This is a genomic window from Bradyrhizobium sp. Pa8, from assembly GCF_052588265.1.
Genome location: NZ_CP176767.1, coordinates 8,481,437 through 8,496,115, shown reverse-complemented (window position 1 = coordinate 8,496,115; position 14,679 = coordinate 8,481,437). Strand labels below are relative to the sequence as shown.

Sequence of the window (14,679 nt, the reverse complement as noted above, 5' to 3'; positions counted from 1 at the left end):
ACAGCGTAGAATTGAACCTACCCTTCACGCAGGGGTGAGAGCTATTGCTCATCCCTGCGTGAAGGTTAGCTCTGTGCAAAGCTATTTGCGCGGCGCCTGGAGTCGTTTCCGTTCCGACGGCATCGGAATGGGGCTCTGGATTCTTTGGACGCGTTTTCTTTGCGCGAACCGGTATCCACTTCGCGCGAAAACGCTCTAGATGCTTGCGAGCTCGGCGACGTGATCCGCGATCGCGAGCGATGACGTCAGTCCCGGCGATTCGATGCCGAACAGGTTGATCAGGCCTTCGACGCCGTGATCGCGCGGGCCCTGCATCAGAAAATCCTGCGTGGCCACCGCCGGCGGCACGATCTTCGGGCGAATGCCTGAATAGCTCGGCATCAGCGCGCCGTCGGGCAGCGTCGGCCAGTATTTCCGGATCGCCGGATAGAAGCGTTCGGCGCGTGATGGATCGACCTCGTAATTGATGGTCTCGATCCACTCGACGTCGGGGCCGAAGCGCGCCTGTCCGGCCATGTCCAGTGTCAGATGCACGCCGAGCCCGCCTGGCTCGGGCACCGGATAGATCAGGTGCGAGAACGGTGCCCTGGCGTTGCAGCTGAAATAATTTCCCTTGGCGAGATAGGCCGGCGGAATCCGGTCGATCGGCATGCCGTCGATGTGGCGTGCGACCGTTGTCGCCGAGAGCCCGGCGGCGTTGACGAGCAGGCCGCATTGCAGCGTCATCGGCGCTTCGCCGCCGGCCTCGATCTCGATCACATCGCCGGCTGCCTTGGCGCGGATCAGCGGGGTGTGAAACGCAAAGGCCGCGCCGGCTGCCTCGGCCTCGCCGCGCAGCGAGAGCATGTAGGCGTGGCTGTCGATGATGCCGGTCGATGGCGAGAGCAGCGCGGCATCGCAGGCGAGCGCCGGCTCGAGCGCGCGCGCGGCCTCGCCCGTGAGCAGCTGCATGTCGAGCACGCCATTGGCCTCGGCATGCGCCTTGATCGATTGAAGCTTCTCGGTCTCCTTGGCGCTGGTCGCGACGATTAGCTTGCCGCAATTCTTGTGCGGGATGCCGCGCTCGTCGCAGTAGCGATACAGCGCATGCTTGCCGCTGACGCACATGCGCGCCATCCAGCTCCCGGCGCGGTAATAGATGCCGGCATGGATCACCTCGCTGTTGCGCGAGGAGGTGATGGTGCCGATGGCCTCGGCTTCCTCGAGCACGATCACCTCGCGCCCGGCCTGGGCAAGCTTTCGAGCCACCGCGAGCCCGACCACGCCGGCTCCGATGACGACGCAGTCGACCCTATCCATGGTTGTGCAGTGTGTCCGTTGAAAGCATCGGTGGCATCAGGCCCGAGAACCACGGCGCCGGGCCGTTTTCCATTAAGGAAGCATTTATCATGTCAGGGCAATTGCCGTATTTGGCGTCACATTTTTCTGTTGCGCGTACAGGCGTTTACCCGATCCAAACCCGTGAAGCCAGACAATCCGACGTTGAAATCGCGGGTGGCTGATGGCTGAGAAGAACTGGCACGTGGGCAGCACGCTTCCGATTGCTGTGCAGGCCGTTGTGTGCCTGGGCAGCGCGGTCGCGCCCGCGCGCGCCTTCGCGCTCTCGGACAGCTTCGCGCCGCCGAGCTATCTCGGCAAGCTCGATCCTAATTTGGTCTGGGAAGCGCTGATCGGCGGCATCGTCGTCTGTGCGTTCCTGGCCGCCATCGCGCTGTGGATCCATTCCTCGCTGCGCCGCACCAAGCGCTTGCAGCTGCGGCGCAACGCCTTCGTCTCCTCCGCCATGAACAATCTCAACCAGGGCGTGGTGATGACTGATGCGCAACGACGCATCATGTTCTGCAACGACCGCTATCTCGAGATCTACGGCCTGGCGCGCTCGGATCTGTGGACCGGCATGACCGGCTACGACATCCTCGAACTCAGGCGCAAGCGCGACGTCCTCGGCGGTGTCTCCGACGATGAGTTCTACGAGAAGGCGGCGAGCCCCAACGGCCTGATCACCGAACTGCCCGATAGCCGCGCCATCCTGGTGAAATATTTCGTGTTGCCGAACGGCGGCTCGGTCGCGACGCATCTGGACGTCAGCGATCAGCGCAAGCTGTCACGGCAGCTCGCCTCCACCAAGCAATTCCTGGAAACCGTGCTGGACCACGTGCCGGCCTGCGTCGCCGCGAAGAACATCGAGGACGGTCGTTACATCTTCGCCAACAGCGCCTATGAACGGTTCTGGGGGTTCTCGCGCGACCACGCCGTCGGCAAGAATGCGCGGGAGCTGTTCGCGCCCATCTCGGCGGCCGGCATCGAGGCGGCCGACAAGGCGGCACTGAATTCGCCGGACGGCCAGTTCCGCAATGAATTCGAGGTCGACCGCGCTGGTGAACGGCGCATGGTTGCCTCGATCCGGATCGTGGTCCGCAACGAGAGCAACAAGCCCGAATTCCTGATGCTCGTGTTCGAGGATATCACCGACCGCCGCTCGCTGTCGCAGGAGCTGGAGAGCACGAAGAAGTTCCTGGAGCTCGTGGTCGACAACATTCCGGTGGCGCTGATCGTGGAGCAGGTCAAGGACGGCCGCTATCTGCTCGCCAACCGCAGCGCGGAGACGATCCTCAACCGCCGGCGTGAGGAGGCCACGGGCCTGACCGCCTCCGACATCTTCAATCCCAAGGAAGCCAAGCTGATCATCGCGCGCGACGAGGCCGCGATCAAGAAGCGCGGGATGATCACCGAGGAGCACCCGATCTCCACCAAGGACGGCCTGCGGCTGTTCCTGACCCGGCGGGCGACCGTGCTCAGCGATGCCGGCGAGCCGCAATATCTGATCAAGACCCACGAAGACGTCACCGATCGCCGGCAGACCGAGTCGCGCATGGCGCACATGGCCTATCACGACGGCCTCACCGATCTGCCGAACCGCGCCGCCTTCCTTCAGGCGCTGACCCAGATGATCGAGGCCTGCGAAGGCACCAGCGAGGAGTTCGCCGTGCTCTGCCTCGACCTCGACGGCCTCAAGGAGGTCAACGACGTCTTCGGTCATGCGCTCGGCGACAAGCTCTTGATCGAGGTGGCCCACCGGCTTCAGGATTCCGCGCGCGGCGGCGTGGTCGCGCGCCTGTCCGGCGACGAGTTCGGCCTCATCATCGACGGCAAGCAGCCGGAGGCGGGCCTTGCGCTGGCGCAGCAGCTTGGCGAGGCCGTTGCCCGGGAATTTCAGATCGACGGCCGGGCGGTCCGCGCCGGCGTCACCACCGGCATGTCGATCTTCCCGCATAATGGTGCCGACGGCGCGTCGTTGCTGGCCAATGCCGGCGCGGCGCTGTTCCGCGCCAAGCAGAAGTCGCGCGGCACGATCAGCCTTTACCAGCCGGAGATGGACCAGCAGATCCGCGACCGCCGCGTGTTGCATCAGGACCTGTCGAACGCGATCAAGAACGGCGAGCTCGCGCTCGCCTTCCAGCCGCAGGGCGTCGCGGGCCACAGCGTCGCCGAGAGCGACATCATCGGTTTCGAGGCCTTGGCGCGCTGGCAGCATCCGGTGCGCGGCCAGGTCTCCCCGGCCGAATTCATCCCGATCGCCGAAGAGAGCGGCCTGATCGTCGAGATGGGCGAGTGGATCCTGCGCGAGGCCTGCCGCGAGGCGGCGTCCTGGCCGAAGCCGCTCCAGGTCGCGGTCAACCTGTCGCCGGCGCAATTCATGCACGGCGACGTGGTCGGGCTGGTCCATTCGATCCTGATCGAGACGGGCCTGGCACCCGGCCGGCTCGAGCTGGAAATCACCGAGGGCGTGCTGATCGAGGACTTTGATCGGGGTCTTGCCCTGCTGCGCCGGTTGAAGGCGCTCGGCGTGCGCATCTCCATGGACGATTTCGGCAGCGGCTATTCCTCGCTGAGCTATCTCCAGGCGTTCCCGTTCGACAAGATCAAGATCGACCGCGCCTTCATCATCAATCTCGGCCGCAATCCGCAATCGGCGGCCATCGTGCGCGCCGTGATCGATCTCGGCCACGGCCTCGAAATGTCGATCATTGCCGAGGGCGTCGAGACCCTCGATCAGCTCGCTTTCCTTGCCAAGGAGGGCTGCGACGGCGTGCAGGGCTACCTGCTCGGCAAGCCGCTGCCGATCGGCAAATATGCCGGCCTCGTCGGCCGCGCCGAGACCATGGAGCTTGCGCTCAAGACCGGCTAGAGCGTTATCGAGCCAAGTGGATACCGGTTCGCGCAAAGAAAACCCGTCAAAACAAGAATCCAAGGCCCCGTTCCGATTTCATCGGAATGGAAATGGCTCTAGTGATGGCGGGCGCTAGCTCCCATTCGACGGCTTCATGGCGGATTACGACCTTGCGATCATCGGCGGCGGCCTGAACGGTGTCAGCCTCGCCCGCGATGCGGCCGGCCGCGGCCTGCGGGTCATTCTGCTGGAGCAGGGCGATCTCGGCGGCGCGGCGTCATCCGCGACGCCGCGGCTGATCCATGGCGATCTGTCGGTGCTGGAACGCCGCGGTTTCTGGCGGGTGCGCCGGGCTTTGGCCGAGCGCCGGACCTGGCTTGCGATCGCGCCGCATTTGGTCCGGCCGATGCGTTTCGTGATCCCGGCCCATTCCGAGGAGCGTCCACCCTGGCTGCTGCGCGCCGGCTTGTACCTCTATGACAGCCTTACCGGTCGGAGCGACCTGCCTGCCGCGACGACCCTCGACATCACGCATCATCCGGTCGGCAACGCGCTGAAGCGCCCGTTCGGCACGGCTTTCGAATATTCGGACTGCGTCGTCGATGATTCCCGCCTGGTGGTGCTGACGGCGCTGGATGCCGCCGAACGCGGCGCTGCGATCCGGACCGGGGCGCGCTGCGTCCGCGCCGATCGAACCGATACATGGCGCCTCGCGGTGGTCGATCGTGGCCATCGCCGCGTGATCACGGCCCGGGCACTGGCCAATGCCACCGGCGGCTGGACGTCGATCGTCGCAGAGACCGTGCTGCGCCAACCGCAGCCCACCATGGCGGCCATGCAGATGAGCCAGATCATCGTGCCGCAGCTGTTCGAGTCCGATAACGTCTACGTCTTCCAGAACAGCGATGGGCGGCTGATCTTCGCGACCCCCCTTGAGCGCGATTTCACGCTGATCGGCACGGTCACTCGTGATTTCACCGGTGATCCCGCGATCGTGGCGATGCCTGGGGCCGACGTCAGCTATCTCTGCGAGGCGGCCAGCCGCTATTTCCGCGAGCGCGTCGCGCCCACCGACGTGGTGCGCGCGGTCTCCGGCGTCAACCTGACGCTGGCGTCCGTGCGGCGGCGCGACGGGACGACGCTGTTCCACGCGCGCCGGCGCAAGGCGCCGCTGATCACGATGTTCGGCGGCGACGTCACCACCGCGCGCCTGCGCGCCGAGCGGGCCGTGACGAAGCTGACGCCGTTCTATCCGATGTCGCCGCCCTGGACGGCTGGCGCAGCGTTGCCCGGCGGAGATTTTGCCTGGGATCGTTTCGACACCGAAGTCGACCTCGCCCGCGACCGCTGGCGCTTTCTGTCGGAGCCGCAGGCCCACCGCCTGGTTGCGGCCTATGGCTCGCGCTTGCCGGCCGTGCTCGGCGAGGCGAAGACCCGCGACGAGCTCGGCCCCGCCTTCGGCCCCGAACTGACCGGCGCCGAAGTGCGCTATCTGATGAGCCGGGAATGGGCCCGTTTTCCCGAGGATATTCTGTGGCGGCGCTCGAAGCTGGGTCTGGCGATGCCCGCGGCGGACCGTGACGCGCTGGCCGCGTTCATGGCGAATGCGATGTGAACGACGCGCCCCGAAGAGGTTGAGCTGGCGACGATCGGCCGCTAGCGTGCGACGGAATCGGGGTTGGCAGGGACGATGACGGACGAATTGCCTAAGATAGACGCCGGCGGAGGTGCGCTTCCTGCGGCGGGGCAGCCGTTGCTGCGCATCGAGGGCGTCGCCAAGACGTTCGGGACGTTCCGGGCCGTCGACGGCGTGTCGCTCGACATCAAGGCCGGCGAGTTCTTCGCGCTGCTCGGGCCCAGCGGCTGCGGCAAGACCACGCTCCTGCGCATGCTCGCCGGGTTCGAGGCGCCGGACGAGGGGCGCATCCTGCTCGGCGGCCGGGACATCGCGCAGGCGCTGCCGCATGAACGCCCGATCAACATGATGTTCCAGAACTATGCGCTGTTTCCGCATCTCTCCGCGCGCGACAACATCGCGTTCGGCCTGAAGCGGGCCGGCATGGCGCGCGGCGACATCGCCACGCGCGTGGCGGAAATGGTTGGGCTGGTGAAGCTCCAGGGGCTGGAGAAGCGTAAGCCCGACCAGCTCTCCGGCGGTCAGCGTCAGCGTGTGGCGCTGGCGCGTGCATTGGCGCGCCGGCCGCAGCTTCTCCTGCTCGACGAGCCGCTCGCGGCGCTCGACAAGAAGCTGCGTGAGAGCACGCAGGGCGAGCTGATGGAGCTGCAGCGCCGGCTCGGCATGACCTTCATCATCGTCACCCACGACCAGGAGGAAGCCATGACCATGGCGAGCCGGATCGGCGTGATGAAGGCCGGCAAGCTCGCCCAGGTCGCGAGCCCCCGCGAACTCTATGAAGCGCCGCGCTCGCGCTGGATCGCGGAGTTCGTCGGCGACATCAATCTGTTCGACGGCGAGTCCAAATTGCGCGACGGCCATCGTCTGATCATCGGCACGCGTGATGCGGGTGCGCTGTTGGTGGCCGAGCCGCGCGAAGGCGTCGGCGCGGGAAAACTGTCGGTCGCGATCCGTCCCGAAAAGGTCAAGCTGTCGCGTCGCGGCCCGGTGAGCGAGGCCGGTCGTGAGACGGCGATCAACAGCCTGGACGGCGTGGTCGCCGACATCTGCTATCTCGGCGGCACCACCACCTACAAGGTGAAGCTCGATGCCGGCGGAATCGTGCAGGCGTCGGTCCCCAACAGCGCGCGCCTCGACGTCGACGCCTACAGCCTCAACCAGCATGTCGTCGCCTGGTTCACGCCCGACGACTGCATGGTGCTGCAATCATGAGCTCGCGCCGCATCTTCGCGCGGCCCGCGCGCTTTGCCGCGATCGCGCCCTATGTCTGGATGCTGCTGTTCTTCCTGGTGCCGTTCGGCTTCGTGCTCAAGATCAGCCTGTCGCAGACGGCGATCGCGCAGCCGCCTTACGAGCCATTGTTCGACCTGATGGCGGGACGGGAGGCGCTCAAGGCGGCCTTCGCGGCGCTGTCGATCGACAATTTCAAGCTGATCGCCTCCGACGACATCTACGTATTCGCCTATGTGCGCAGCCTCACCGTCGCCGTCACCGCGACTGCGCTGTTGCTCGTGATCGGCTATCCCATCGCCTATGGCATGGCGCGGTTGCCGAAGCGCTGGCAGGCGGTGGCGATGGTGTTGGTGATCGTGCCGTTCTGGACCTCGTTCCTGATCCGCATCTATGCCTGGATCAACATCCTCCAGCATGACGGCCTGCTGAACCAGATCCTGCTGGCGCTGCATCTGGTCAGCCAGCCGGTGGTGTGGCTCTCGACCGACACTGCGATGTATATCGGCATCGTCTATTCCTATCTGCCGTTCATGATCCTGCCGCTCTACGCCACGCTCGCCAAGATGGAGCCGGTGCTGGAGGAGGCGGCTTCTGATCTCGGCGCACCGCCCTGGCAGGTGTTCTGGCTCGTCACCTTCCCGCTGTCGCTGCCCGGTGTCGCCGCCGGCGTCCTGCTGTGCTTCATCCCCATCGTCGGCGAGTTCGTGATCCCTGACCTCCTAGCCGGCTCCAATTCGCTGATGATCGGCCAGACCCTGTGGCTCGAATTCTTCACCAACAAGGACTGGCCGGTCGCCTCCGCCGCGGCCATCGTGCTGCTGGCGGTGCTGCTGGTGCCGCTGCTGCTCTACGAGCGGCTCCAGAAGCGGCAACTGGAACAGGGGCGCTGAGGCGATGCGCAAGCTCTCCCGCCTGTCCCGCTTCAACATCGCCTCGCTCGCGCTGGGGCTGGCATTCCTTTATCTGCCGATCCTCATTCTCGTCATCTATTCCTTCAATGCATCGCGGCTGGTGACGGTGTGGGGCGGCTGGTCGCTGCGCTGGTACCATGAGTTCTTCAACGACCGCGCCATGATCGAGGCGGCCTGGATGAGCCTGCGGGTCGCGGTCTCCTCCGCGACCATTGCTACGCTGCTCGGCACACTTGCCGCCGTGGCGCTGTCGCGTGGTGAGCGGTTCCGCGGCCGCACGCTGTTCTCCGGCATGCTCTATGCGCCGCTGGTCATGCCCGAGGTGATCACCGGTCTGTCGCTGCTGCTGCTGTTCGTCGCGCTCAACGCCGAGCGCGGCTTCTGGACGGTGACGATCGCGCATACCACGCTGACGATGTGCTTCGTCGCGGTGGTCGTGCAGTCCCGCCTCGGCTCGCTCGACCGTTCGCTGGAGGAGGCAGCGATGGACCTCGGCTGCAACCCGGTTCGCGCGTTCGTCGCCGTGACGCTGCCGCTGATCGCGCCCGCGATCGTGGCGGGCTGGATGCTGGCCTTCACGCTGTCGCTCGACGATCTCGTGATCGCGAGTTTCACCACCGGCCCCGGCTCGGCGACGCTGCCGATCCGGATCTACTCGGAGGTGCGGCTCGGCGTGAAGCCCGAGATCAACGCGATCTGCACGCTGGTGATCGCCCTGATTGCAGTGGTCATCATCATCGCCTCGCTTGCCTCGAAACTCTCGAGCTCGCAGGGCGAGAGCGCGGCGCCGCTGTAGGCTCGGAGCAATCATGACATTCGCCTACCAGATCCTGATCCACACGCCGGTCTGGGTCTGGATGCTGCTCGCCTTTCTGTTGTGGCAGGGCGTTCAAGCGATGCGTCCGCGCAGGACGCCGATCTGGCGCGCGCTGATCGTGCCGGTCGTATTCATCGTCTGGGGGGTGTCGCGGATCGGCTTCGGCCACCAAGACAGCGTCTGGCCGCTGGTCGCATGGATCGCAGCCGCGCTGGTGCTGCTGCCTCTTGGCGTGCTGACGCCTCGCCCGTTCGACGTCGATCACATGACCGGGCAGATCATCCGCCCGGGCAGTCCATTTGGTCTTGTCCGCAACCTGATTGTCTTCGCCTCGCAATATGCGGTCGGCGTGATCTCGGCGATCGATGCGGGCGACCGCGCGCTGGCGATCGTCGTCGGCCGCGCCATCTCGGGGGCGATCGCCGGCTACTTCATCGGCTCGACGATCGCACTGTTGCTGGCCTACCGCAGGAAGCGCGCGAAGGACGCTTAGGACTTCACCGCGCCTGCCGTGAGCCCGCCCACCATGTAGCGGCGGAAGGCGTAATAGACCGCGGCCGGCGGCAGCGCGTAAATGAAGCCGGTGGTCATCAACAGCTCCCAGGGCGAATCGTCGGCAGCGAGGAAGTTGCCGAGCGCGACGGGGAGGGTGATCTCGCGGTCGTTGGACAGAAGCAGGAACGCGTAGAGATATTCGTTCCAGGCGAGCAGCACCGCATAGGTGCCGATCGCGACCAGCGAGGGCATCATCAGCGGCAGGTAGACCAGGCGGAAGATCTGGAGCGTCGTGGCGCCGTCCATCACCGCGGCTTCATCCAGCTCGACCGGCAGCTTGTCGGAGGCCTGCTTGAGCACCCAGATCGCGTAGGGGCTCGCGATCGTCACCATGGCCAGGATCAGCGACCAGTGATTGTTGAGCAGGCCGTAATTGCCCATGGTGCGGTACATCGGCACGGCCAGGAACGCGGCGGGGATGAAATAGGTGAAGAGCGCGAGGTTCAACACGGTGCGGCCGCCCGGCACCTTCAGCCGCGAGATAGAGAATGCCGCGGCGGTGGCGATGAACAGCGTCAGCGCGCCGACGGCGGCCGCGATCACCAGCGAATTCCAGAACTGCACATAGAAGTCGCGCAGGAAGTAGTGCTGCTGCTTGAACACGATCTCGAAGTTGTGGAGCGTCGGATGATCCGGCCACAGCTTGCCCGAGAACGCGTCCTCCTTGGGGGAGATCGCGAACAGGAACATGTGGTAGATCGGAATCATCGTCCACAGGAAGACGGGAATTCCGATCAGCAGCAGCCGCGCTTCGGTCGCGACGTCGCGCCAGGAAAATTCGCTTACGCCGGGAAGCTTCATCGCGACAACCGTTTCATCATAAAGTACACGAGCGGCAGGACGAACGGCATCGCGCAGACGATGGAGGCCATCGCGAGCGAGAGCTGGTCGAGCCGGAGATAGCGGATACCCAGCGTCGCCAGCACGTGCGTGAGGTCAGCCGGGCCACCGCCGGTGAGCAGATAGACGCTGTTGAAATCGCCGAGCGTCCAGATCATCGAGAGCAGCGTGCAAGTGACGTAGAGCGTCTGCATCGACGGCCAGGTGATGTAGCGGAATTTCTGCCACCAGCTCGCGCCATCGACCTCGGCGGCCTCGAACAGATCGTGCGCGATCGCAAGGCGTCCCGTGATCAGGATCAGCGTCCAGAACGGCAGTGACTTCCAGATGTGCACGCCGATCGCCATGCTCAGCGCCACCGTCGGGTCGTTCAGCCAGTTCGGGCCGTCATCGCCGGTGAAGGAGAAGATGAGGTGGTTGATCACGCCCCATTCGGGATTGAGCATGAAGCGCACCGACAGGATGGTCGGGATCGACGGCACCGCCCAGGGCAGGATGAAGATCACCGAGAGCCATTTGATCCAGGTGCGTTGTTGCGCGAAGAAGCCGGACAGGAACAGCGCGATCAGCATCTTGATGTTGATGCCGATGACCAGGAAGATCAACGTGTTGACCGCGGCGCGCGCGAAGATCGGATCGTGATACAGCGCGACATAATTCGACGGGGCCCGCGCCAGCCACAGCCCGTAGCAGACGGGATAGACGACGAAGGCGAGGAAGACGAGCAGATAGGGCGCGAGCAGCACGATGCCCCAGACCTGCGCCGGCGTCAGCCGCGACGACAAGGGTGGGGCGGGCATCGACTGATCGCCAGAGAGCGTAATCGCCATTCTTCAGGACTCTTTGAAAGGACTTCCGGCCGCACGAGGCGGCCGGTATTAGCGTTTCGCCTCTCCCCGCGCCAGCGAGGAGAGGAAGAAAGAAAACTTAGCCTGCAACCTGCTTGATGCGGGCGATCAGCTCGTCGACGGCCTTGTCGACCGGGACCTTTTCGCTGACGACCCGGTTCATCGCCTTGGCCCAGACGTTCTCGTTGTTGAGGATCGTGAACTTCCAGTTCTTGGTGAAGTCGAACGCGGCGGTGCCGCCGGTGAACTGGGCGTAGACCGCCTTGCGGTGCTTGTCGGCCTGCCAGAACGGGCTGGCCTGGCTTTCCTTCGTCACCGGGAACCAGCGGCCGAGAGCGCCCTCGATATAGGGACGAACGTTCTCTTCCTGGAGCAGGAAGCTGATGAACTGCTTGGCCTCGGCCTTGTTCTTGGCCGCGGTGAACACCAGCCCGGTCTTGACATCGGAGCGGTAGCGGATGGTCGAACCGTCGGGCGCCTTCGGGAAGGACGCCGTGACGATGTCCTGCTCATAGGCCTTCTTGCCGGCGTCGCGCTGCTCCTGGGTCAGAGCCTGGTTCTGCGAGTCCTCGAACCACTTCGCCGCGATCGAGATCGTGAAGTTGTGGGTCATCACGATGGTCTTGTTGTGGAAGGCGACGTTGTTGTCGGGGTCCTTCCAGGTTGTGGAGGAGGGCGGCGTGCAGCCCTTGATATAGGTGTCGGTGTAATCCTTCAGCGCGCTGATCAGGTTCTCGCGCACCTTGGGATCGTCGACCAGGAGCTTGCCATCGTCGTCGACCAGCTTGACGTGGTAGGCGTCCATGAAGGTGTAGAACGACTGGAAGGCGTCGGTGGATTCCACGCCCATCGGCTGGCCGACGCCGTAGATGCGCTGGCCGGTGGCCTTACGGATACCCGGCTGAACCTTGTCGCACCAGAACGTCCAGTAGCCCGCCCAGTCGGTCGGGATGTCGCTCAGCTTGAAGCCGGCCTTCTCCAGCATGTCGTTCCAGATCTCGACATGCATGCTCTGCTGCTTCAGCGGGAAGCCGTAATAGGCCTTCTTCTTGGTGACGTCGTTATAGAGGATCGACGCGTCCAGCGTGTTCTGCACGAACCGGCCCTTGATCGGCTCCATGACGTCCGTGAGGTCCTCGAGCTTGCCCTCATAGGCCCACTTGCCCTGCGCCTGCACGTCGTAGGAATCGGAATAGGCGACATCGGGCACGGTGCCGGCATCGAGCGCGGCCACCGTCTTCGGAATCATGTCCTGGATCGCGTACTGCGACAATTCGACCTTGATGCCGGTCTTGGCTTCGAACTTCTTGATCGTCTCGATCAGCGCGTCGTCTTCGGACCGATAGAAGCCCTTGCCCCACCAGACCGTGATCGTTTTCTGTTGCGCAAAGGCGGGTGCAGTGGCCGCAAAAAGCCCAACCGCAGCGACCGCCAATGAAACTGCGCCAATAACCTTGGATCTCACGTTTTTCTCCCTCAAACGGCCGGTGTTTTTAACCGGTCGTATAAAACACTAGCGCATGGCCGTCAGCCGATCTAGCGGCATCTTGTCAGACATAGGTCGTGGGGTGTCGGGCCAGCGGAGATGCTTAATCCGCGCATCGATCCAATCGCCGCATCAATTCGGCCGGATCAATTCGCGATGGTCCGGCAGCGCCGGACGATCGCCGTCCTCAATTGGACTTCGCGTTTTCCTTGGTGTTCTCGGCCGTCGGCGAATCTGCCGGCGCAGGGTGCTTCTCGCCGGTGATCCGCCGCTTCAGGAGGTCCAGGAAGGGGGACGCCGCAGGCGACTGGCGGATCAGGCTTTCGGGGTCGGGGAAGATCAGGGGATCGTCCCAGGGACCCTGCACCATGAAGGGCAATTGAAAGCCGGACGTCGTATTGAGGCTCGCCACGCCCTTCATGTCGTATTCGCGCGTCGGCACCGAGGCGGTGCCCGTCAGCGTGATCTTCGCAGCCGGCCCTTCGATGCGGATGTCCTCGGCGGTGGCGATCCCATCGGAGAATTTCACCGCGATGGTGAGATTGTCATAAGGGGTCGAGCCGTTGCGGAAATTGCCGCCACCCGACAGCGGCCGCCGCTCCAGCCGCTTCAGGAGCTGCTCGGCGTTGAAGCCCGAGATCGCACCGTCGTGCCCGGTCACGGTGGCAGTGCCGTCGAGCGACTGCACGAGGCCGAACGGGCTGGAGCCGGAGGCCAGCAGCGAGACGTTGATGTTGCCGCGGCCGGACAGCTTGTTGAGGCCGAACAATTCGGAGGCGCAGGCCTGAAGATCGACATCGGTGAACTGGAATTGCGCCTTGACGTCGGCGACGGTGTCGGAGCGCGCGATCCCGAACGAACCCTTGGCGATGCCGCCATAGACCTGAGCTTCGCCGACCGAGAGCGCCAGCGTGCCGTTGCGCAAGTTGGCGCCGATCGCGGTGCGGCCGAGCTTCGACGACCCGACTGTCAGCCTGGCTGCCGACAGGCGCATGTCGAGGTCGGTGGTCGAAAGCCCGTTGAGATCGAACAGCTGCCTGTTCCAGTCGCGGGCACCGCTGGCGAGCAGGCGGAACGTCGAAATATAAGGTGTGAAGTCCAGCGCGTCGGCGGCAAGCGTCGCTTGCAGCGTCTGCCGGCCGTTATTGGCGTAGGTCATCACGCCCTCGGCGGTGTTGCCGTCGAGCTCGACATTGACGTTGGTGAGCGCGATCGAGGCGCCGACGACATTGGCGCGCGCCTTCAGCGCGAAGCGGCCGAAGCCGCCGCTGCCGGGCTGCGGCTGACCGGTCCAGCGCAGCGCGTTGCGCAAGGACGGGCTGTCGATGGTGAGCGTGCCTTCCATCATCGGGCTGGTGCGGTTGGCGACGCTGCCGTCGAAGGCGAGCTTGAGCGGGGCGCTGGCGATCCGCGCTTTCAGCCCGGAGCGGTCGCCGGAGAGGGCGGCGACGAAATCGGCGAAGCTGATCGAGCCGTCGACGCGCTCGCCGCGCCAGTCGAATTGTCCGGTCGCGGCGAAGGACCGCGAGATCGAGGGCCAGGCCAGCGACAGGTCGATGTCCTCGAACTTCTCGGCGGCGTGGGTGGTGGCGTCCTCGTAATTGAGCAAACCGTCCTGGATCCTGATCTCGGAGAACGACACCTGGTTCTCGGCGCCCGGCTTCATGGTGCGCGCAATGGTCTGGATGAAGGGCGTCCAGTTGCTTTCGCCGTCCTGCTTCAGGCTGACATGGATGCGCGGCCGCAGCAGGGTCAGGTCGGCGATCTCGAACCGCTGCAGCAGCAGCGGCAGCAGCCGGAGATTGGCGGTGAGCACGTCGACATGGAGCGCGGGATCGCTGGTGCCGCCGCCCTTCAGGCCGACGTCATGGAAGGAAATGTAGCTCGCCGGCAGCACCGAAATGTCGATGCTGCCTGCCACGCTGAGCTCGAGCCCGGTGACGTCGCGGATCTGCGTTTCCACCGCCTTGCGCAGCTCGTCGCGGTTGATGAGCCAGGAGGTCGCGATCAGGGCGATCAGCGCGAGGCCGAGCAGCGCCGCGATCGGCGTCCCGAGGCGCTTCATTCCTTGGGCCATGGTCAATGGCGTGTCCTGATCGGGTTGGTCGCTGGAGCCAGAAGGGCGGACCGGGAAACCTCCGTGCCCACGCCCAACCCCCGCAACTTGATGGGTTTTCTTGTC

At 64.8% G+C, this 14,679-nt stretch carries 11 protein-coding genes; 6 read left to right on the top strand and 5 right to left on the bottom strand.

Going from position 1 to position 14,679, the window contains the following annotated elements:
* Window positions 1-195 precede the first annotated feature (195 nt).
* The gene (locus ACKWRH_RS40270; protein ID WP_445218074.1) at window positions 196-1,299 is read right to left on the bottom strand and encodes an NAD(P)/FAD-dependent oxidoreductase; all 1,104 of its coding nucleotides are present in this window, start codon (window positions 1,297-1,299) and stop codon (window positions 196-198) included.
* 202 nt (window positions 1,300-1,501) lie between these two features.
* Between ACKWRH_RS40270 and ACKWRH_RS40265 the strand changes: the two genes are divergently transcribed.
* The 6 genes from ACKWRH_RS40265 to ACKWRH_RS40240 all read left to right on the top strand — a co-directional run bounded on the left by ACKWRH_RS40265 (window position 1,502) and on the right by ACKWRH_RS40240 (window position 9,261).
* Entirely contained in the window at window positions 1,502-4,189 is a 2,688-nt protein-coding gene (locus ACKWRH_RS40265) for a sensor domain-containing protein (protein ID WP_445218073.1), read from the top strand.
* 136 nt (window positions 4,190-4,325) lie between these two features.
* On the top strand, window positions 4,326-5,786 hold the full coding sequence (locus ACKWRH_RS40260; protein WP_445218072.1) for a glycerol-3-phosphate dehydrogenase: 1,461 nt from the start codon (window positions 4,326-4,328) through the stop codon (window positions 5,784-5,786).
* A gap of 75 nt (window positions 5,787-5,861) precedes the next feature.
* A complete protein-coding gene (locus ACKWRH_RS40255; RefSeq protein WP_445218071.1) occupies window positions 5,862-7,019 on the top strand; it encodes an ABC transporter ATP-binding protein in 1,158 nt (385 codons plus the stop codon).
* Window positions 7,016-7,930, top strand: coding sequence for an ABC transporter permease (locus ACKWRH_RS40250; protein WP_445218070.1), 915 nt, complete (start codon window positions 7,016-7,018; stop codon window positions 7,928-7,930). The genes ACKWRH_RS40255 and ACKWRH_RS40250 overlap by 4 nt, the downstream gene beginning before the upstream one ends.
* A gap of 4 nt (window positions 7,931-7,934) precedes the next feature.
* Entirely contained in the window at window positions 7,935-8,747 is an 813-nt protein-coding gene (locus ACKWRH_RS40245; protein WP_445218069.1) for an ABC transporter permease, read from the top strand.
* Between the two features lie 13 nt (window positions 8,748-8,760).
* Window positions 8,761-9,261: a DUF6622 family protein gene (locus ACKWRH_RS40240; protein ID WP_445218068.1), complete on the top strand. Its 501-nt coding sequence runs from the start codon at window positions 8,761-8,763 to the stop codon at window positions 9,259-9,261.
* On the opposite strand, the gene ACKWRH_RS40235 is transcribed toward ACKWRH_RS40240, so the two are convergent.
* The 4 genes from ACKWRH_RS40235 to ACKWRH_RS40220 all read right to left on the bottom strand — a co-directional run bounded on the left by ACKWRH_RS40235 (window position 9,258) and on the right by ACKWRH_RS40220 (window position 14,574).
* Window positions 9,258-10,124 (bottom strand): carbohydrate ABC transporter permease, encoded by an 867-nt coding sequence (locus tag ACKWRH_RS40235; RefSeq protein WP_445218067.1) that lies wholly within the window; start codon window positions 10,122-10,124, stop codon window positions 9,258-9,260. The two genes, ACKWRH_RS40240 and ACKWRH_RS40235, sit on opposite strands and share 4 nt — an antisense overlap.
* On the bottom strand, window positions 10,121-10,993 hold the full coding sequence (locus ACKWRH_RS40230; RefSeq protein ID WP_445218066.1) for a carbohydrate ABC transporter permease: 873 nt from the start codon (window positions 10,991-10,993) through the stop codon (window positions 10,121-10,123). The genes ACKWRH_RS40235 and ACKWRH_RS40230 overlap by 4 nt, the downstream gene beginning before the upstream one ends.
* Window positions 10,994-11,090: 97 nt before the next feature.
* Window positions 11,091-12,476: an ABC transporter substrate-binding protein gene (locus ACKWRH_RS40225; RefSeq protein WP_445218065.1), complete on the bottom strand. Its 1,386-nt coding sequence runs from the start codon at window positions 12,474-12,476 to the stop codon at window positions 11,091-11,093.
* Between the two features lie 208 nt (window positions 12,477-12,684).
* The gene (locus ACKWRH_RS40220; protein WP_445222560.1) at window positions 12,685-14,574 is read right to left on the bottom strand and encodes an AsmA family protein; all 1,890 of its coding nucleotides are present in this window, start codon (window positions 14,572-14,574) and stop codon (window positions 12,685-12,687) included.
* Between the last annotated feature and the right edge of the window lie 105 nt (window positions 14,575-14,679).

Excerpts from the sequence above, each read along its gene's own strand:
- ACKWRH_RS40270 (WP_445218074.1), bottom strand. The coding sequence starts at position 1,299 with ATGGATAGGGTCGACTGCGTCGTCATCGGAGCCGGCGTGGTCGGGCTC.
- ACKWRH_RS40265 (WP_445218073.1), top strand. The coding sequence starts at position 1,502 with ATGGCTGAGAAGAACTGGCACGTGGGCAGCACGCTTCCGATTGCTGTG.
- ACKWRH_RS40260 (WP_445218072.1), top strand. The coding sequence starts at position 4,326 with ATGGCGGATTACGACCTTGCGATCATCGGCGGCGGCCTGAACGGTGTC.
- ACKWRH_RS40255 (WP_445218071.1), top strand. The coding sequence starts at position 5,862 with ATGACGGACGAATTGCCTAAGATAGACGCCGGCGGAGGTGCGCTTCCT.
- ACKWRH_RS40250 (WP_445218070.1), top strand. The coding sequence starts at position 7,016 with ATGAGCTCGCGCCGCATCTTCGCGCGGCCCGCGCGCTTTGCCGCGATC.
- ACKWRH_RS40245 (WP_445218069.1), top strand. The coding sequence starts at position 7,935 with ATGCGCAAGCTCTCCCGCCTGTCCCGCTTCAACATCGCCTCGCTCGCG.
- ACKWRH_RS40240 (WP_445218068.1), top strand. The coding sequence starts at position 8,761 with ATGACATTCGCCTACCAGATCCTGATCCACACGCCGGTCTGGGTCTGG.
- ACKWRH_RS40235 (WP_445218067.1), bottom strand. The coding sequence starts at position 10,124 with ATGAAGCTTCCCGGCGTAAGCGAATTTTCCTGGCGCGACGTCGCGACC.
- ACKWRH_RS40230 (WP_445218066.1), bottom strand. The coding sequence starts at position 10,993 with ATGGCGATTACGCTCTCTGGCGATCAGTCGATGCCCGCCCCACCCTTG.
- ACKWRH_RS40220 (WP_445222560.1), bottom strand. The coding sequence starts at position 14,574 with ATGGCCCAAGGAATGAAGCGCCTCGGGACGCCGATCGCGGCGCTGCTC.